Origin of the sequence: Amycolatopsis plumensis, assembly GCF_042652605.1 — a bacterium.
Classification (GTDB): domain Bacteria; phylum Actinomycetota; class Actinomycetes; order Mycobacteriales; family Pseudonocardiaceae; genus Amycolatopsis; species Amycolatopsis plumensis.
The window spans coordinates 2918600-2936687 of sequence record NZ_JBHSJY010000001.1; the positions used below are offsets into that span (position 1 = coordinate 2918600).

Genomic DNA, 18088 nt, shown 5'->3' on the forward strand with positions numbered 1-18088 from the left:
CTTACCTGGACAAACCCTCCTGCCACGGACAGTCCGTGGCCGCGAGCCCATAGGAGGTGAGTGGTTGTGTCACGCCATTACGAGGTAATGGTCATCCTGGACCCCACGCTCGACGAGCGCACGGTCGCCCCCACGCTGGACAACTTCCTCAACGTGATCCGCACTTCGGGCGGTTCCGTGGAGAAGGTCGACGTCTGGGGCCGTCGTCGCCTCTCGTACGAGATCAAGAAGCACGCCGAGGGCATCTACGCCCTGCTCGACCTGAACTCGTCCTCGGACGCGGTGAAGGAGCTGGACCGCCAGCTGTCGCTGCAGGAGACCGTGCTCCGCACCAAGGTCATGCGTCGCGAGGTCAAGCGCGCCGCGGCCAAGCCCGCCGCCAAGGCCTGAGCCGAAGGGGAATCCCGATGGCTGGAGACACCGTCATCACGGTGGTCGGCAACCTGACGTCCGACCCGGAGCTGCGCTTCACCCCGTCCGGTGCGGCGGTCGCGAACTTCACCGTCGCGTCCACGCCGCGCACCCTCGACCGGCAGTCCGGCGAGTGGAAGGACGGCGAGGCGCTGTTCCTGCGCTGCAACATCTGGCGGCAGGCGGCGGAGAACGTCGCCGAGTCCCTGACCCGCGGCGCCCGCGTCGTCGTGCAGGGCCGCCTCAAGCAGCGGTCGTTCGAGACGAAGGAAGGCGAGAAGCGCACCGTCGTCGAGCTCGAGGTCGACGAGATCGGGCCCTCGCTGCGGTACGCCACGGCCAAGGTCAACAAAGTCAGCCGCGGTGGCGGCGGTGACTTCGGCGGCGGCGGTGGCGGCGGCGGGAACCGCGGCGGCGGTGGCGGCATGCCGGCCGACGACCCGTGGGGCTCCGCCCCGGCCGCGAGCGGCGGCGGTGGCGGCGGCTTCTCGGACGAGCCCCCCTTCTGATCTCGTACACATTCCACAAGATTTGAATTACCAGGAGTAGACAGTGGCCAAGCCACCCATCCGCAAGCCCAAGAAGAAGGTCTGCGTGTTCTGCAAGGCCGAGAAGAAGGGCCGCCCGGAACTGATCGACTACAAGGACACCAACCTGCTGCGGAAGTACATCTCCGACCGCGGCAAGATCCGGGCCCGTCGCGTCACCGGCAACTGCAGCCAGCACCAGCGTGACATCGCCATCGCGGTCAAGAACTCCCGCGAAATGGCGCTGCTGCCCTACACCTCGACCGCGCGCTAAGGGAGGGCACGGAAATGGCGAAGATCATCCTCACCACGGACGTGGCCAACCTGGGCGGCCCCGGCGACATCGTCGAGGTCAAGGACGGCTACGCGCGCAACTACCTGCTCCCGCGGGGCTACGCGATCGTGGCCTCCAAGGGCGCGGAGAAGAACGTGCGCACCATCCAGCGCGCGCAGGAGAGCCGTCGCATCCGCGACCTCGACCACGCCAAGGAGATCAAGGCGACGCTGGAGGGCCTCGGCGCCATCCAGCTCACCGGCAAGGCGGCCGAGGGCTCGAAGAAGCTCTTCGGTTCGATCACCGCCGGCGAGATCGTCGACGCGATCAAGGCGGCCGGTGGCCCGCTGCTCGACAAGCGCGTCATCGAGCTGCGCGACCACATCAAGACCGTGGGCAAGCACTCGGTCGGCGCCCGGCTGCACCCGGACGTCAAGGTCGACGTGCGGCTCGAGGTCAAGGCCGTCGCGCAGTAAGGCAGTACGTCGTGAGAAGGCGGGTCACCCCTGGCGGGTGGCCCGCCTTCACGCTTTCCGGGGAACCTCGGACACCGCGGCGGCGTCGGAGGAGAATGGGCGAGGACGCGAAGGGGATGGGATCGCATGGCTAACGAGGTCAACATGTCCGCGCCGGCCGGCGGTGGCGGCGGCTTCACGTTCGACGCCGACAAGATCGACGGCGTCATCAAGAAGTGGCAGGACCTGCTGGCCGACCTGAAGCGCGACTTCGACGACGCCCACCTGATGGCGAACGTGAAGGCGCCCGGCAAGGAGTTCGCGAGCGGCGACTGGGAGAAGCTCGCGAACCCGTCCGGCAAGGCGTTCCTCGAGCAGAACCAGAAGATGCAGGACTACGTCAAGAACTACATCGACGCGCTCACCGCCGCGAAGCAGAAGATCACCACCAAGGAGTCGGACACCTACTCCGACCTTTCGAAGACGGGGAACCAGGCCACGTGAACCGACGACTCATCGCCGTTCCCGCACTGGCCGTCGCCGCGCTCGCGCTCACCGGCTGCGCCGGCAAGACGCGGGGCACCGCCAACCCGGCGCCGTCCACGGCCGAGTCGGGCAGCGAGACCACCCGGTCCACCGCCGACACCGCGCCGAGGGTGCCGAGCCCGTTGAACACCGCGTCGATCACCTCGGACGCCTGCACGACGCTGACCGCGTCGGCGCGCTCCGACCTGGGGCTCGGCGAAGGGCAGCCGCGCACCACGGGCAACGGCCCGAGCTGCACGTTCCAGGAAGCCGCCGACCCGGGCAACCAGATCGACGTGACCACGGTGACGGCGAACAAGAACGGGCTGCAGGACGTCTACGACACCAGGGCGAACGACGCCTACTTCGGCGAGACCCAGGCCTACGGCTACCCGGGCGTCTACGCCGGCCCGGTGGACGCCCGCAACAACGGCAAGTGCGGCCTGTTCGTCGCGGTGACCGACCAGCTCACCGTCAACATCCTGGTCCAGTACGACCACGGCCCCGGCGTATCGGACCCGTGCTCGGTGGCGATGAAGTTCGGCGAGTCGATGATCCGCTCCCTGGGAGGCTGAGGTGCTGGAACTGGTGCTGCTGGGCGGCTTCGCCGCCTACAACCTGGCGACCACGCATTCCGACGACCACACGTCGGTGCAGGGCGATCGCAAGATCGACTGCTACGACATCTGGGAGAAGATCACCACCGGTCCCGGAGCCGGTTCGATCGAAAGCGGGCAGTCGGCGGCGAACCGGCTGAGGGGCGCCTACGCCGAACGCCTCGGCACCATCGACGCGCTCGCCAAGGAGATGGACGCGGCCTGGACCGGCGGCGGCGCCGAAGCGGCGCAGAACGCCGGCGCCCACCCGCTGCGGGTGTGGATGGAGGACTCCGGCACCAAGCTCACCGACTCCGACAAGTACCTCGGCGAGCAGCACAACGCCTTCACCACGGTGCACGCGCAGGTGCAGCAGGTGCCGAAGGACCCGCCGAAGAACAACCTGCTCAACGCGATCACGCCGTGGACGACCGACACCGACCGGGCGATCCGCGACTACAACGCCAAGGGCCAGGCCAACGTCGACGCCTTCAACACCTATTACAAGGCGAGCAACGACAACGGCCAGAAGATGCCGACGTACGCGGCGCTGAAGGGTCAGCAGGAGAACGTCAACGTCGACGGCGGCAAGGACGGCAAGAAGAAGCCGGGCGACAAGAACGGCAACGGGACCGGCGACGGCAACGGAACCGGCAATGGGACCGGGACCGGCACCGGCTCGGTGCCCGGGGTGAACATGCCGGGCCCGGGCAGCGTCCCGTCCTTCCCCGGCCAGCCGAACACCCCCGGAGGCAGCTTCGACCCGGGCAAGGTGCCGTCCTTCGACCCCTCGAAGCCGCCGTCCTTCGACCCCTCGAAGATCCCGGGCGGCAGCTACGACCCGTCCAGGATCCCCGGCGTGGGCAGCTACACCCCGCCGAACTTCGGCGACGGCACCCACTCCTCGGGGTTCACCCCGCCGAAGATCCCCGGCGCGAGCGGCTTCGGGCCCGGCGGCTCGGGTGGCGCGGGCGACTTCTCCATCCCGGGCGGTGGCTTCGGGCCCGGCGGCTCGGGCGGGATCGGCGACCCGGCGGCCGGCTTCGGCCCGGGCGGCGTGGGCTTCGGGCCCGGCGGCTCGACCGGGGCGGCCATGCCCGGCGGCGGGGACGCGGCCGGCGCCGGCCGGGGCGGCGCGGGTGCCGGCGGGGCGATGGGCGGCGGGTCGGCCGGCCGCGCCGGAGCCTCCGGGATGGGTGGCATGGGCGGCATGCACCCCGGCGGCGCCAAGGGCCAGGGCGGCGGCGACGAAGAACGCACGTCGAAGTACCTGCTCGGCGACGACCCGAACGACATCTTCGGGACCGACGAGCTGACCGCGCCGCCGGTCATCGGCGAGTAGCGCACGCGGGGCGCGGGGCGCGTGCCAAGATGGGCGCGCCCGGCTCCCACCGGGTCCACCAACGATCTTCACTGTGTCCGATTTTTCTGGGGGCAAGAGCGGTGCTGGACAGGCAGGTCACCATCACGACCGGCACCCTGATCAACCTGATCCGGCGCCGGGGCGGCGAGCCGCACACGGTGCTGTCGGAGAAGCCGACCTGGTACAGCGACGAGGCCCAGCGCGCCGAGGACGAGCAGACCAACGCCGAGCTCGCCAAGGCCGGGCTGTTCGGCCCGCGCGGCATGCACCCGGGGTTCGTCGCGACGATCGAGGCGATCGCCCGGCCGCAGCTGGAGTACTACGGCTGGATCGACGGCGGGTTCCAAGGCAAGCCGGTGAGCTACCGGCTGCTCGCCGGCAGCGCCGGCGGTGAGGCGTTCGTGCTGGCCAAGCACGAGGAGCTGGACGTCGTCGTGCTGGAGTCCACGCGTCCGGGCGAGCTGCTCGACGACTTCCTCGGGCAGATCCCGAAGCTGGCGCCGGCCCGCGGGACGCCGCTCGCCGTGCCGAAGAGCCAGCTCGAGGGCACCGCCCGCGGCGACGACGGCGCGTTCGCGGTGCTCCGCAGCGACCGCCCGGCCGAGGGGTCGCAGGAGGTCGAAGAGCTCCGCCGGATCCTCGCGTTGCGCCGGATGGGGAGCGGCAGCCTCTACGTCGCGGCCCGCAGCCGCACCGGCGCCCGGCACCGGATCGAACGCCCGGTGAACTACATCGATACCTCGGAAGGCCGGTGGCTGACCGAAGAGATTCCGGGGCGCGGCGAGAACCGGATCGCCTTCACCCCGGCCGACCAGCGCGTTCTCGCCGACCGGTTACGCAGCGCACAGGGCCGGCTCACCGCGGCCTGACGCAGGGCCGTTCAGCCCACCGGGTCATCGCGTCTACCCTCTGTGATATTCATCCACAGGCCGTGCGGTCCAATGGGTTCGAGCTGGTCCACGACACGCCGAAGAACGGACTTCCCGCGACACGCCGGACGAGTTTTCCGCAAGTTCTCCACACCTTGTACACAGCCCCTTGACCTGCGGATTCGTCAAAGCCGATCAGGCTTGTCCCCAACTTGTCCACAGCTCTCGCGACACCTGTGATTGGTTACCCCCGTTCATCCCCAGGTTGTCCACAGAAGGGTCCCCACCCTGAATTGCCATCGGCCGTCCGGGGGATCTAGCGTGCCCGCTCGGGCCTGTACTCACGGTGGTGCTCCGCGTGTCTGCGGCAGCCGGCCGGCGTTGTCGCCGATCATCGGGGGGCGAGGTCCGGTGCACGACCGGTGGACCAAAAGCCGGGGCGCCAGCCCCGTGCTTCGAGAGCGAAGATCCGGCATAATCGAACAGGTGTTCGGCCGATGAGGAGGTGTCCGGGGCGGTGGCGCTGACCGACGACCGCAGTCCGATGTACGCGGAGTCCGACCCGGGTCCGAGCGACCCCGGTCCCGGTGGTGGCGGCTTCGACCGCCAGCCGCCGCAGGACATCGCGGCCGAGCAGTCCGTGCTCGGCGGCATGCTGCTGTCGAAGGACGCGGTCGCCGACGTCATCGAGGCGCTCGGCCCCGACGACTTCTACCGGCCCGCGCACCAGGCGATCTACGACTGCATCCTCGACCTCTACGGCCGCGGCGAGCCGGCCGACCCGATCACCGTGTCGGCCGAGCTGGAGCGGCGCGGCGAGCTGGGCCGCGTCGGCGGCGCGCCGTACCTGCACACGCTGATCGCGACGGTGCCGACCGCGGCGAACGCCGGCTACTACGCCGAGATCGTCTCGGAGAAGGCGGTGCTGCGCCGGCTGGTCGAGGCGGGCACCCGGATCGTGCAGTACGGCTACGGCGCGGCCGCGGCCGACGGCGCGAACATCGACGAGGTGGTCGACCGCGCGCAGGCCGCGATCTACGACGTCACCGAGCGCCGGACCAGCGAGGACTACGTCGCGCTGGAAGAGCTGCTGCAGCCGACGATGGACGAGATCGACGCGATCGCCTCGCGCGGCGGCCAGTCGCAGGGCATCCCGACCGGGTTCACCGACTTCGACGAGCTGACCAACGGGCTGCACCCGGGTCAGATGATCATCGTCGCCGCCCGTCCCGGTGTCGGCAAGTCGACACTGGGCCTGGACTTCGCCCGCTCGGCGTCCATCCGGCACGGCCTGACCAGCGTCATCTTCTCGCTGGAAATGAGCCGGACCGAAATCGTCATGCGCATGCTTTCGGCCGAGGCCAAGATCCGCCTCGCCGACATGCGCGGCGGCAAGATGTCCGACGACGACTGGACGCGGCTGGCCCGCCGGATGAGCGAGGTCTCCGAGGCACCGCTGTTCGTCGACGACTCGCCGAACATGACGATGATGGAAATCCGCGCGAAGGCGCGCCGGCTGAAGCAGCGCAACGACCTCAAGCTCGTCGTCCTCGACTACCTGCAGCTGATGACGTCGGGCAAGCGCGTCGAGTCGCGGCAGCAGGAAGTCTCGGAGTTCTCGCGGCAGATGAAGCTGCTGGCGAAGGAGATCGAGGTCCCGGTGATCGCGATCAGCCAGCTGAACCGTGGTCCGGAACAGCGCACGGACAAGCGCCCGATGCTGTCCGACCTGCGTGAGTCCGGCTCACTGGAGCAGGACGCCGACCTCGTCATCCTGGTCAACCGCCCGGACGCCTGGGAGCGGGACGACCCGCGCGCGGGCGAGGCGGACCTGATCATCGCGAAGCACCGCGCCGGGCCGACGGCGACGATCACCGTCGCGCACCAGCTGCACTACAGCCGCTTCGTCGACCTCTCGCACGACTAGCCGAGAGCGCTGTACCCGCGGACGAACGCCGTGAGGAGCCTGCCGAACGTCTCGCGGTCCTCCTCCGGCCAGTCCGCCATGACCTCCGCGAACACCCCGCGGCGGAAGGCGTGCATCTCGTCGAGGTGCTCCTGTCCGGCCGCGGTCGGTACGAGCACCGCACGCCGTCCGTCGCGCTGATCAGCTTCGCGGCGAAGCAGGCCCTGCTCGACCGCGCGCGCCACGAGCCGGCTCGCACGGGGCTGGTCGACGCCCATCGCCGCGCTCAGCGCCGTCACCGTGCTGGGCTCTCCGCGTTCGGCGAGTTCTTCGACGACGTCGAGCAGCTCGAACACCGGGTCGTGCGCGCCGCGGCCTCTCGCCTTGCCGATCCGGCTGAGGGCTCGCCGCTGCTGGCTGCGGCGGATCGCGATCATGGCGCGCTCGACGTCGGCCACCGCGTCCGTCATGGTTGCTCCACCTCCGAACTACATGTAATTTTACATGTAGTTGCTCATCGACATGTTGGAGTCCTCATGAAACCCCTCGGCTGGTGGCTGCGCCACCTCCACGAGCTCCTCGAATCCTCCATGACCCAGGCCCTCGACGCGGAGTCGCTGACCCGCCGGCACTGGCAGGTACTCAACACGATCGCCCTCGGCGCCCGCACGCCGGAGCAGGTCGACGCGGCGATGGCGCCGTTCGTCGCCGGCGAGGGATCGATGGCGCCGAAGGTGGCCGACCTGCGCGCCCGCGGGTGGGTCACCGAAGACGGTGCCTTGACCGCCGACGGCCGCGAAGCCCACGCCCGCGTCGAAGCGCACGTCAAGCAGTTCCGCGCGAAATCCATGGCGGGCATCAGCGACGACGACTACCGCACCACGCTGCGGACCCTCGAAAGGTGCGCCGCGAACCTCGAAGCTGCCTGAGGAATATCCCGGGGCCCGCGGGCGTCAGGTACGGTGGTAGTTGAACTTTCAACATCTGGAGCCGTCGATGACCCGCACCCCGGTCCTCTACCTCAGCCACGGAGCGCCGCCGCTCGCCGACGACACCACGTGGACCCGCCAGCTCGCCGCCTGGTCGGCCGACCTGCCGAAGCCCCGCGCGATCCTCGTCGTGTCGGCGCACTGGGAGGAAGCGCCGCTGACCATCGGGGCGACGACGACCGTGCCGCTCGTGTACGACTTCTGGGGCTTCCCCGAGCGCTACTACCAGGTGAAGTACGCGGCTCCCGGCGCACCGGAGCTGGCAGCGAAGGTCCGGAAGCTGCTTCGCTCGACCGAGACGCCCGTGCACGACGCCCCGGAGCGCGGCCTCGACCACGGCGCCTACGTGCCGCTGGTCGAGATGTTTCCGGACGCGGACCTCCCGGTGCTGCAGGTTTCGATGCCTTCGCTCGACCCGCGGGAGCTGTTCGACCTCGGCCGCAAGCTCGCGCCGCTGCGCGACGAAGGCGTGCTGATCATCGGCAGCGGCTTCTTCACCCACAACCTGAGCGGCATGGCCCGTACCACCGACGGGACGCCGCCGTCCTGGTCGGCCGAGTTCGACCACTGGGGTGCCGAGGTCCTGCGCGACGGGGACCTCGACACCCTGCTGGACTTCCGGCACAAGGCGCCGGCGGCGGCGCTCGCGCACCCGCGCATCGAGCACTTCGCCCCGTTGTTCGTCTCCCTCGGCGCCACTTCGGACGAGGGATCCGGGCGCACGGTGATCGACGGCTTCTGGCACGGCCTGGCGAAGCGTTCCCTCCAGTTCTCCTGACCGCCCCCTGAAGACGCAAGCGAGCCCCAGGAGCCGATTCGGCTCCTGGGGCTCGTCGTCTCCAGGGAAGGAGAGCTTTCCGGTGTTCGCGGGAGGCCCGCGTCCGCGGTCCGTCGCCGGGTGCTCCGTGCGAGGTCGCCCTCGCGGCGCGTGAAGCGCTCGGCGGCGTGACCACGGGGATCGTGGGCCGGCGGGTTCCCGTTTCGGAGAACCCGCCGGCTTTCACCGCACTACTTGCGCTTGATCAGGCCGATCAGCTTCGCGAGGAAGCCGGTGGAGTCCAGGCCCGACATCGCCGGCACCTGCGGGGCGCTGTCCAGCACCGGCAGCTTGGCGTTCACCGGCACAGCCTGGGCGACGGGCAGCGCCGTCGGCAGGGCGGCCGGCAGCTCCGAGGCCGCGACGGGCAGGCCGGTGGCCGGCACGTCCGCACGCTCGGTGCCGTGGCCCACGAGCGAGCCCAGCGACGAGAGGCCCTTCACCGCGGGCAGCGCGGTGGGCAGGGCCGGCAGGGCCGGAACGCCACCGAGGGCCGGCAGCGCGACGGGCAGGGCCGCCGGAGCGTCCGCACGCTCGGTGTGCCCCGGCAGGACCCCACCCAGCGCCGACAGCCCGGTCACCGCGGGCAGCGCCGCGGCGGTGGGCAGCGTCGGCAGGGCCGGCTTCGGCAGCGCCGGAACGCCACCCAGGGCCGGCAGCGCGACGGGCAGGCCCGCGGCGGGGACGTCCGCACGCTCGGCGCCGTGACCGCCGAGGTTGCCCAGCGACGACAGGCCGTTCACCGGCAGCGCCGCGGCGGGCAGGGCCGGCACGGCCGGCTTCGGCAGCGCGGGCACCGCGACGGGCAGGCCCGCAGCCGGGACGTCCGCACGCTCGGCGCCGTGGCCACCGAGGTTGCCCAGCGACGACAGGCCGTTCACCGGCAGCGCCGCGGCGGGCAGGGCCGCCTTCGGCAGCGCCGGGGCGGCGGGCAGCGGGCTGTTCACCTTCGGCGTGGCGGCACGCTCGCCGAGCGGAGCCGCGACCGGCAGCGCGGGCAGGCCCTGGGTGGGCAGCTCGGCGGCCGGCAGGTGGCCGGCGAACCCGGTCACCGCGGGCACGGCCCGCATCGGCAGGCCCTGGGTCGGCAGCCCCTGGGTGGAGAGGTTGCTGGTGTGCACCGAGTGGGTCAGCCCGTCCAGCGACGGCAGCCCGCCGAGCAGGCCGGCGACCGGCAGCTGGCCCAGCAGCCCGTCGACCGCGGGCAGCCCGCGCTGGGCCGGCAGGCCGCTGCGGAACGCGGCCAGCGAGGGCAGCTCGTCGGCGGCCAGCTCGGAGCCCTCGGCCGGGAACGCGATGGCCTTCGCGGCGGCGTCGTCGTCGATGCGGGTCATGTCCGTGGCGTACGCGGTGGCGACGCCGAGCAGCTCGAGAGGCACCCCGAAGATCTGCACCGGCAGCGCGAACGCGTGGTAGCCGTTGATGCCCGACACGCTGGACAGGTCGCCCGCGGTGGCGGCCTTGCCGCCGTTCTCCGTGGTCAGCGTGTTGTCGCCGGCGGCGTTCGCCACGCCGCCCACGGCCGCCGCGTCGCCGAACAGCTGCGCGATCGCGGTCAGCGGCAGGTCGAGGATGTTGCCGGAGATCGCGCCTTCGACACCGGAGGTGGTGTCGTCGCCCGAGTTCTCGACCTCGGTGATGTTGATGCCGGTGCCCCTGGCGACACCCGCCGCGCCGGCGGCGTCACCGAAGACCTGCGCCGCCGCCAGCGGGTCGACGCCGACGATGTTGCCGGCCACGCTGCCGCGGTCGCCGCTGGTGGTGGCGTTGCCGCCCGCCTCCGACTCGACGTCGTTGGTGCCCTTGCCGGTGCCCAGCGCGGCGGCGGCGATCCCGTCGCCGAAGACCGAGCCGGCGCCCGCGATCGGGGCCTTCACGATGTTGCCGGTCACCGCACCGTCGCGGCCGTCGGTCACGGCGTTGCCGCCCGCCGTCGCGTCGGTGATGTTGTCGTTCTCACCGGTGCCGATGCCACCGAGGGCGCCACCGACGCCCATCGCCTGCACGGGCAGCGCGACCGGGGCTTCGACGATGTTGCCCGCGGCGGCGCCCGCCGGGCCGGCCGCCTTGAGCGCGCCGCCCGCGTTGGACGTCGTGTCGGTCGAGCCCTTGCCGTGGCCCTGGCCGATCAAGGCACCACCGACGTTGGCGACCTGCACCGGGGTCGACACCGGGACCGCGCCCAGGTTCGAGCTCAGGAAGCCGTTGTCGTCGTCGGTGTTGCCACCGCCGCCGCCGGAAACGACCTTGGTCTCGTCGGCCGCGCCGGAGCCCTGGCCGATGAACGAGCCGCCGATGCCGAAGACCTCGGCGGGCAGGCCCACCGGCACCTGGACGATGTTGGCCGAGCCGGACGAGTTGTGGCCGATCGTGCCGTCGTACCCACCGGCGGTGACCTTCTTGTCCTCGGTCGCCGTGCCGGTCGCGTTGCCGATGTGGCTGCCGCCGATGCCGAAGACCTCGGGCGCGCCCGCGGCCTGGGTGTTGACGATGTTGCCGCCCAGGAAGGCGCCGTTGCCGCGGGTGAAGCTGCCGTTGCCGGCGTTGGCGTCGGTCGTGTTGTCGTGCGTGGCGTTCGCCTGGCCGATGTAGGTGCCACCGATGCCGAAGGCCTCGACCGGCAGCGCGAGCGACGGGTTCAGGACGTTGCCCGACCCGCTCGAGTTGTCACCGGCGGTCTTGACGAGGCCACCCGAGTCGACAGTGCTGGAGGAACTGCCGGCGCAGGGGATGCCCGCCGAGGCGTTGCCGATCCACGAGCCCGCGACGCCCGCCACGTTGGCGATCGGGGACAGCGAGGCCGCCCCGGCGTTGCCGGACAGGAACGAGTCGTTGCCGCTGGTCTCGAGGTAGGTCGGGACGCCGCCGCGGACGGTGCGGTCGGCCCCGGCGAGGGCGTCGGCGGAGGTGTTGCAGCCGTCGGAGTTCGACAGCGAGCCCCACACCGCGCCGGAGTTGCAGTTGAACTTGACCGGCAGGGCGATCGGCGCACCGATCACGTTGCCCGACCCGGAGGCCCGGTCGCCGGAGCTCAGCAGCGAGCCGCCGGAGGTGGCGACGGTGTCGGCGGAGTAGCCGTGGCTCTGCCCGTTGCCGAGCAGGTAGGACGCGGCGTTGCCGGTCACCTGCACCGGGGTGGCGAACTGGCCCGCGACCACGTTGCCGGAGAGCGAAGAGCCGTCGCCGCTGGTGGTGACGTCCCCGGTCTCGGTGGTGCTCTGGCTGGCCGACCCACCGGTCACGCGGCCGGTGCCGCCGGCGACCCCGCCGCCGTTGCCGGCGATCTGGACGGGGAGCGCCCAGTCGAGGACCACGGCGTTGCCCGCGAGGCTGGAGTCCTGGCCCGTCGTCTTGACGTCCTGGTCGTGGCCCCAGCTCTGCGAGTGGTGGGTGCCCACGACGTGCGCGTCGCCGCCCACGCCGATCGCGTTGTCGACGATCTGGATCGGGACGACGAGGTCGCCGGTGACCTTGTTGCGCTTGAGGTTGTCGTGGCTCGGGGTGAACCGGCCGCCCAGGGTGCTTTCGTTGATCGGGCTGGCGTCGTCGAACTGCTTGGCAGCCTCGTTCGCGGCCTGCGTGGCCGGCTTGGTGCTCAGCTCCGTCTGCCCCTCGGGCAGGTCCAGCTGGCCGAAGGGGACGCCGACCGCGTTGTTGGCTTCCTGGATCGGAACCGTCACGTTCAGGTCGAGCGGGGAGGCAGGGGTGTCGGGGTTGACGTTCTCGTCAGCCGAGGCGATGCCGGTGCCCAGCATCAGCAACCCACCCGTGACAAATGCGGTCTGGAGTCCGCGCTTTGCCCACGTCTGCATGGGGTTTTTCTCCTTTATTTCGGGTTCCCTTGCGGGTTCATGGGGGTGCGCCCGTCGAATTCGGAAGAGGTCCGAGCCGCACCAGGGGGAGGTGGAACTTCTTGCGGGCGCACGAAAGCGCACCGCCGTGTCACGGGTGTTGCGCGGACGCGAAGCCGTCAGAGAACGACGGACGTGGGTGCGTCAGCGACCCGTGGAGGGAGGTGTTCAGTCAGGAGTGACGCCGGGCTGTTCGCCCGGGGTGCGCAGCGAGTGGCGCAGGCCGGCGCGGCTCATCGCCGCGACGGCGGAGTCGGCGGCTTCGGTGGTCCAGAAGGGGACGCCGAAGTTGAAGCCGTCGAGGTGTCCACCGGGGGCCGTGGTGCCACCCGGGGCGGTGGGGACGGCCGGCGCGATCGGAAGCTGCGCCGGAGCCAGCGGCGACGGCAGGTCACGGTGCCGGTCGCGGAAGTGACCCGCGGCACCGGTGACGTCGTCGTGCTGCCCACCCGCCGGCATCGCGAGCTCGGCTCGCAGCGCGGCGGGAAGTTCGACGGTCGAGACGGCGGGCGTGCCCGCCACCTGACCGGTGCCGGAGGTCACCGGCTCGTCCTCGACCGGGGCGAGGCCCGGGAGGGGGTGGAGCGGAACCAGGTCGCCGTGCCCGGCCGGGTCGAGCAGCTGCCACACGTGGCGGCCGAAGTCGGCGTCCGGCGCGGGGGCGATGGTCTCCTCGATGACCTGGCGGGTGTCCTCGGGCTTGCGCACGATGTGCTCGAACGCGCCGAGGGTGCGCTGGGCCGGGCTCAGCACCGCGTCGTCGGTGAGCTCCGTCACCGAGGCGCTGACGCGCTGGGAGACCTCGCGGCCGGCGGTGCCGGCGTCGGTGCTGCCACACGGGTGCGAGGCCTGCGGCTCGCTCCACGTCGTCGCGTCCTGGTGGCAGACGGCGTCGGTGACGCCGCCGGCGATCTCGCCCGCGAAGTGCCCGGCGCCGTGGTTCACGTCGCCGATCCCGGCCGCCGTGGCGTCGGTGACCGGGGTGACGGAGGCGGTGCCCACCTGGACGGTGTCGGCCGAAGCGGCGGCGCCGGAGACGAGCCACGCGGCGGCGGTGCCCGCCATCGCGCCGCCGAGCACGAGCAGCGCACGCGACACGAGACGGCCGACGCGCTTCGCGCCCTGCCCCTCGCTCGCCGTGGTCGCCACTCGAAGTCTCCTTCATGTCTTTGTTGGGGGCTCCGGGTGGCGGAGCCCCGGCCCGGGCCGGAGGGCCGGCTGTCACAGTGCTGGGTTCGTGATCCGGCCGTTGCGAAAGCGACCTAATCAAACCGGCGCCGCGCCGCGCACCCTCGACACGACTTGATGCCCCCATCGTGTGAAAGACACACCGTGTAGGCCGATTTGACGGTCGGTGATCATGCCTGGCTGTCACCTGTGTCGGACGCGGCCGTGCGAAAACGGCCGAATCGGGTGGTCCAGCGCTACGGTGGGCCGGTGACCCACGCGCGACGCGAAGACCCGTTCCTGCCGGAGCACGAGGACGTCACCGGGCTGATCCCCCGGGGCCTGCGCATAAGTGCCGCACTCGCGTGGCGGTTGATCGTGGTGGCCGCGGCCCTGTACGCCGTGGTCTGGCTGATCGGCTACCTCTCGGTGGTCGTCATCCCCCTGTCCATCGCCCTGCTGGTGTCCGCGCTGCTCGCCCCGGCGGTGCAGAAGCTGGTGGCGGTGCGGTTCCCCCGCGGGCTGGCGACGGCGATCGTGCTGATCGCCGGGCTGGCCGTGCTGGGCGGCCTGCTGACGTTCGTCGTCACGCAGTTCTCCTCCGGCCTCCCGCAGCTGCAGCAGCAGGTGAACGCGAGCCTCGACCAGATCAAGAACTGGCTGCTCAACGGTCCGCCGCACCTGCGGCAGGAACAGATCCAGGACTTCATCAACCAGGCGATCGGGTTCATCCAGAACAACCAGGCGTCCATCACGACGACCGCGCTGACCACGGCGAGCACCGTCGGCGAGATCCTCACCGGGTTCCTGCTGACGCTGTTCATCACGATCTTCTTCCTCAGCGGCGGCGACGGCATCTGGTCGTTCCTGGTCCGCGGGGTGCCGAAGCGGGTCCGCAACCGGGTCGACGTCGCCGGGCGCCGCGGGTTCGCGTCGCTGGTCAGCTACGTGCGGGCGACGGCCGCAGTGGCCGTGGTGGACGCGGTCGGCATCGGCATCGGCCTGTGGATCATGGGCGTGCCGCTGGTGATCCCGCTGGCGACGCTGGTGTTCATCGGCGCGTTCATCCCGATCATCGGCGCGGTCATCACCGGCGGGGTCGCCGTGCTGATCGCGCTGGTCACGAACGGCTTCATCGGCGCGGTGATCGTGCTGGCCATCGTGATCGGCGTGATGCAGCTGGAAAGCCACATCCTGCAGCCGCTGCTGCTCGGGCGGGCGGTGAAGCTGCACCCGCTCGCCGTCGTCCTGGCCATCACCGCCGGCCTGGTCGCGGGCGGGATCGCCGGCGCGCTGCTGGCCGTGCCGCTGCTGGCCGTGCTGAACGCCGGGGTCCGGTCGCTGCTGCACGAAACCGATCCCGACCCGGCCGAGGTGAACGTCCTCAAGGACCAGGCCGCGCAGCCGAACGACGCCGAGCCCGGGTCGCCGAAGGCCGAAATCGCGACGGTCGGCGAGGCCGAAGCCGACTCCTCCACGGCGGAACCACCGAAGCGCGACAAGAAGCCGTGACCGTACGGAAAACGCCCGACCCGGTCACGCCCATGTGGCGGGGCGTGCTCGCCTTCCGCTTCCTCACCTGGGCGTTCGCCTGCGGCACGGTGATCGTGCAGAGCGGTGAGTACCGGCGCGAGTGGCTGGCGTGGACGATCCTCGGCGTGATGGCCGTGTGGTCGGTCGTGAGCAGCTTCCTCTACCTGCGCGAGCGGACGCGCCCGCCCGCACTGGTCGTCTTCGACCTCGTGCTGACCACCGGGCTGCTGCTGACCTCGCCGTGGGTGCTCAGCGACGCGCAGTTCGCCATGAACGTCCCGCTCATCACCACGGTGTGGGCGGCCGTGGCGCCGGTCGCCGCGGGCGCCCGGTTCGGCGCGGTAGGCGGGGTGCTCGCCGGGCTGGTCGTCGGCGTGGCGACCGGGCTGGCGCGGGAGAAGTTCGACCTCGACGTCGCCCGCGACGGCGTCCTGCTCGCCGCCGCCGGCCTGCTGGTCGGCATGGCTTCGACGATGGCCCGCCGGTCGGTGGCGCGGCTGGAGCAGGCGCTGCGGAAGGAAGCGGCCACGGCCGAGCGGGAGCGGCTGGCGCGGTCGATCCACGACAGCGTGCTGCAGGTGCTCGCGCGGGTCCGCAAGCGCGGCAACGAGGTCGGCGGCGAAGCGGCCGAGCTGGCCCGGCTGGCCGGCGAGCAGGAGATCGCGCTGCGGTCGCTGGTGACGACCGAGCCGGGGCAGCTGACCGACAGCGGCACGATGAGCCTGCGGGCCGCGCTGCAGGTCCTCGCCACCTCGTCGGTGCAGGTCTCGGCGCCGGCGGACGACGTCGAGCTGCCCGCGCACGTCACCGGCGAGCTGGTCGCCGTGACCCGCGAAGCGCTGTCGAACGTCGAGAAGCACGCGGGGCCGGACGCGCACGCTTGGGTGCTGCTGGAGGACCTCGGTGACGAGGTGGTGGTGAGCATCCGCGACGACGGACCGGGCATACCGGACGGCGTTCTCGAGCAAGCCGCCGCGGACGGGCACCTCGGCGTGGTGGAATCCATCCGGGGCCGGGTTCGCGACCTCGGGGGGAGCGCGACCCTCGACACCGGGCCCGGCCGGGGCACGGAGTGGGAGGTCAGGGTGCCGAGCACGAGGGGTGCGAAATGAGCGACGAACCGCGGATCTCGGTGATGGTGGTCGACGACCACCCGATCTGGCGCGACGGGGTGGCCCGCGACCTGACCGAACACGGCTTCGACGTGCGGGCGACCGCACCGGACGCCGAGGCGGCGCTGCGGATCGCCCGGACCGTGCGGCCGGACGTCGTCCTCATGGACCTGAACCTGGGCAGCACCTCGGGCGTGGACGCGACCCGCGAAATCACCGCGGCGCTGCCGTCGACGAAGGTGCTGGTGCTCTCGGCCAGCGGCGAGCACAAGGACGTACTGGAGGCGGTGAAGGCCGGTGCGTCCGGCTACCTGGTGAAGTCGGCGTCCGCGGTGGAGCTGGTCGACGCCGTCCACCGCACCGCCGCCGGCGACCCGGTGTTCACCGCGGGCCTGGCCGGGCTGGTGCTCGGGGAGTACCGGCGGATGGCCGACGCGTCGGCCGAGGGCGCGGCGGGCGCCGAGCCGCCGCGGCTGACCGAGCGCGAGACCGACGTCCTGCGCCTGGTCGCGAAGGGCCTGACCGCCCGGCAGATCGCCGAACGGCTCGTGCTGTCGCACCGGACGGTGGAGAACCACGTGCAGTCGACGCTGCGGAAGCTGCAGCTGCACAACCGCGTCGAGCTGGCCCGGTACGCGATCGAGCACGGCCTCGACGGGGAGTGACCGTCAGGGGATGACCGCGAAGCCGGACCAGTCGCCCTTCGGCAGCGCGGCCTGGCTCAACCGCCACTGCGGTTCGCCGGGGTGCCAGGCGGCGAGGACGCCGTCGGCGAGCACGAGGTCCCCGGCCTCCGACCAGTCGAAGCCCCCGCCGCGTTTCAGGTGCTCGGTGACGTACGGCATCCCGGGGGCGTGGTCCCAGGTCGGCCCGCTCGGGCGCAGCAGCCAGATGTCCCGCGTCTGCGTGCTGGTGCCGCGGTAGGCGGGGTTCCCGAAGTCGACGGCCCAGATCGTCCCTTCCCGCGACGGCACCACGGTGGGCGCCGGGCCGATCGAGGGCCGGCTGAGCTTGCGGCTGCTGTTGTCCCGCAGGTCGACCAGGGTCAGGTCGGTCAGGCCGTCGAGCAGCAGCCAGTCGCCGGCGGCGCCGAGGATGCGCGGCGCCTGCCGGATCGTGCGGCCGGTCGCCGGCTCGATCAGGGCGTCCGTCGACTCGGGGGTGCCGGAGTTGATGGTGATCAGCAGGCCGTGCTCGGTCTCGGTCCGCACCTGGGTGCGGCAGCTGGCGGGCTGGCCGGAGCCGAGCTCGCCGGCGGTGAGCGAGACGTGCTGGAGACGGCAGTCGTCCGGGGTGTCCGGCCGGATCAGCCACACGCCTTCGCCGGCGGCGTCCGGCCCCGCCGACCAGGCGCGGCCGAGGGAACGCGGCGGGCTCGACGGCCCGGTGTACTCGAGGAGTTCGGAGGGCTCGGGGGTCCGGGCGTACCGCGGGTGGACCGTCAGGATGACGTGCTTCCCGACCCGGACGACGTCCACCTGCACGTCACCGCCGGGGTAGCCGGGCGGTGTCCCGGCGGCACCGCGGTCGGCGGCGAACAGGGTGGGGCCGGCGGTCGGCAGCAGCGCGGTGACGCCGATGCCGCCGGTCGCCTGGATGCCGGAGAGTTCCGCCAGCGGCGCGGGCGGCGGCGCCGGCGGTTCGGCGCTGCACCCGGCCAGCAGGACGGCGGCCGCCACGGCGGCGGCGCGGA

At 71.7% G+C, this 18088-nt stretch carries 18 protein-coding genes; 14 read left to right on the forward strand and 4 right to left on the reverse strand.

The genetic code is table 11. The features are described 5' to 3' along the window. Positions 1-66 precede the first annotated feature (66 nt). The 9 genes from rpsF to dnaB all read left to right on the forward strand — a co-directional run bounded on the left by rpsF (position 67) and on the right by dnaB (position 6947). The gene (gene rpsF, locus ACFPLC_RS13955; protein WP_191313494.1) at positions 67-390 is read left to right on the forward strand and encodes a 30S ribosomal protein S6; all 324 of its coding nucleotides are present in this window, start codon (positions 67-69) and stop codon (positions 388-390) included. Between the two features lie 17 nt (positions 391-407). Further along, a complete protein-coding gene (locus ACFPLC_RS13960) occupies positions 408-920 on the forward strand; it encodes a single-stranded DNA-binding protein (protein ID WP_378191760.1) in 513 nt (170 codons plus the stop codon). A gap of 43 nt (positions 921-963) precedes the next feature. After that, positions 964-1212, forward strand: a complete 249-nt coding sequence (rpsR, locus tag ACFPLC_RS13965; protein WP_003098744.1) for a 30S ribosomal protein S18 — start codon at positions 964-966, stop codon at positions 1210-1212. Between the two features lie 14 nt (positions 1213-1226). Continuing rightward, positions 1227-1688, forward strand: coding sequence for a 50S ribosomal protein L9 (gene rplI, locus ACFPLC_RS13970; protein WP_003098743.1), 462 nt, complete (start codon positions 1227-1229; stop codon positions 1686-1688). Between the two features lie 126 nt (positions 1689-1814). Further along, a complete protein-coding gene (locus ACFPLC_RS13975) occupies positions 1815-2171 on the forward strand; it encodes a hypothetical protein (RefSeq protein ID WP_378191764.1) in 357 nt (118 codons plus the stop codon). Beyond that, positions 2168-2767 carry a DUF3558 domain-containing protein gene (locus ACFPLC_RS13980; RefSeq protein ID WP_378191766.1) on the forward strand — a complete coding sequence of 200 codons (600 nt, stop codon included), beginning with the start codon at positions 2168-2170 and terminating at the stop codon, positions 2765-2767. Before ACFPLC_RS13975 ends, ACFPLC_RS13980 begins: the two co-directional genes overlap by 4 nt. Before the next feature lies 1 nt (position 2768). Then, complete coding sequence (locus tag ACFPLC_RS13985; RefSeq protein WP_378191768.1) at positions 2769-4130, forward strand: hypothetical protein; 1362 nt, start codon at positions 2769-2771, stop codon at positions 4128-4130. Positions 4131-4231: 101 nt separating this feature from the next. Further along, on the forward strand, positions 4232-5020 hold the full coding sequence (locus ACFPLC_RS13990; protein ID WP_378191770.1) for an ESX secretion-associated protein EspG: 789 nt from the start codon (positions 4232-4234) through the stop codon (positions 5018-5020). Between the two features lie 517 nt (positions 5021-5537). After that, entirely contained in the window at positions 5538-6947 is a 1410-nt protein-coding gene (dnaB, locus tag ACFPLC_RS13995; protein ID WP_191316255.1) for a replicative DNA helicase, read from the forward strand. Here dnaB and ACFPLC_RS14000 read toward each other — a convergent pair. Then, on the reverse strand, positions 6944-7396 hold the full coding sequence (locus ACFPLC_RS14000) for a MarR family winged helix-turn-helix transcriptional regulator (protein WP_191316254.1): 453 nt from the start codon (positions 7394-7396) through the stop codon (positions 6944-6946). The genes dnaB and ACFPLC_RS14000 overlap by 4 nt on opposite strands. Before the next feature lie 66 nt (positions 7397-7462). Here ACFPLC_RS14000 and ACFPLC_RS14005 point away from each other — a divergent pair, with 66 nt between their 5' ends. Beyond that, positions 7463-7855 (forward strand): helix-turn-helix domain-containing protein, encoded by a 393-nt coding sequence (locus tag ACFPLC_RS14005; protein ID WP_378191772.1) that lies wholly within the window; start codon positions 7463-7465, stop codon positions 7853-7855. A gap of 67 nt (positions 7856-7922) precedes the next feature. After that, the gene (locus tag ACFPLC_RS14010; protein ID WP_378191774.1) at positions 7923-8693 is read left to right on the forward strand and encodes a dioxygenase family protein; all 771 of its coding nucleotides are present in this window, start codon (positions 7923-7925) and stop codon (positions 8691-8693) included. Between the two features lie 230 nt (positions 8694-8923). Here the strand turns inward: ACFPLC_RS14010 and ACFPLC_RS14015 are convergent, their stop codons facing one another. Next, complete coding sequence (locus ACFPLC_RS14015; protein ID WP_378191776.1) at positions 8924-12544, reverse strand: PE-PGRS family protein; 3621 nt, start codon at positions 12542-12544, stop codon at positions 8924-8926. 207 nt (positions 12545-12751) lie between these two features. Further along, a complete protein-coding gene (locus ACFPLC_RS14020) occupies positions 12752-13732 on the reverse strand; it encodes a hypothetical protein (RefSeq protein WP_378191778.1) in 981 nt (326 codons plus the stop codon). A gap of 288 nt (positions 13733-14020) precedes the next feature. Here ACFPLC_RS14020 and ACFPLC_RS14025 point away from each other — a divergent pair, with 288 nt between their 5' ends. From ACFPLC_RS14025 to ACFPLC_RS14035, 3 genes are read left to right on the forward strand one after another with little or no spacing between them, the layout of a single operon-like run. Beyond that, positions 14021-15262, forward strand: a complete 1242-nt coding sequence (locus tag ACFPLC_RS14025; protein WP_378191780.1) for an AI-2E family transporter — start codon at positions 14021-14023, stop codon at positions 15260-15262. After that, on the forward strand, positions 15259-16395 hold the full coding sequence (macS, locus tag ACFPLC_RS14030) for a MacS family sensor histidine kinase (RefSeq protein ID WP_378191782.1): 1137 nt from the start codon (positions 15259-15261) through the stop codon (positions 16393-16395). The genes ACFPLC_RS14025 and macS overlap by 4 nt, the downstream gene beginning before the upstream one ends. Continuing rightward, positions 16392-17060: a response regulator gene (locus ACFPLC_RS14035; RefSeq protein WP_378191784.1), complete on the forward strand. Its 669-nt coding sequence runs from the start codon at positions 16392-16394 to the stop codon at positions 17058-17060. Before macS ends, ACFPLC_RS14035 begins: the two co-directional genes overlap by 4 nt. A gap of 3 nt (positions 17061-17063) precedes the next feature. On the opposite strand, the gene ACFPLC_RS14040 is transcribed toward ACFPLC_RS14035, so the two are convergent. Beyond that, positions 17064-18074 carry a hypothetical protein gene (locus tag ACFPLC_RS14040; protein WP_378191786.1) on the reverse strand — a complete coding sequence of 337 codons (1011 nt, stop codon included), beginning with the start codon at positions 18072-18074 and terminating at the stop codon, positions 17064-17066. Positions 18075-18088: the final 14 nt, after the last annotated feature.

What these genes read in the sequence shown, in the direction of transcription:
- rplI (WP_003098743.1), top strand. Translation starts at nt 1,227, where the DNA reads ATGGCGAAGATCATCCTCACCACGGACGTGGCCAACCTGGGCGGCCCC.
- ACFPLC_RS13975 (WP_378191764.1), top strand. Translation starts at nt 1,815, where the DNA reads ATGGCTAACGAGGTCAACATGTCCGCGCCGGCCGGCGGTGGCGGCGGC.
- ACFPLC_RS14000 (WP_191316254.1), bottom strand. Translation starts at nt 7,396, where the DNA reads ATGACGGACGCGGTGGCCGACGTCGAGCGCGCCATGATCGCGATCCGC.
- ACFPLC_RS14005 (WP_378191772.1), top strand. Translation starts at nt 7,463, where the DNA reads ATGAAACCCCTCGGCTGGTGGCTGCGCCACCTCCACGAGCTCCTCGAA.
- ACFPLC_RS14035 (WP_378191784.1), top strand. Translation starts at nt 16,392, where the DNA reads ATGAGCGACGAACCGCGGATCTCGGTGATGGTGGTCGACGACCACCCG.
- ACFPLC_RS13960 (WP_378191760.1), top strand. Translation starts at nt 408, where the DNA reads ATGGCTGGAGACACCGTCATCACGGTGGTCGGCAACCTGACGTCCGAC.
- ACFPLC_RS14015 (WP_378191776.1), bottom strand. Translation starts at nt 12,544, where the DNA reads ATGCAGACGTGGGCAAAGCGCGGACTCCAGACCGCATTTGTCACGGGT.
- ACFPLC_RS14010 (WP_378191774.1), top strand. Translation starts at nt 7,923, where the DNA reads ATGACCCGCACCCCGGTCCTCTACCTCAGCCACGGAGCGCCGCCGCTC.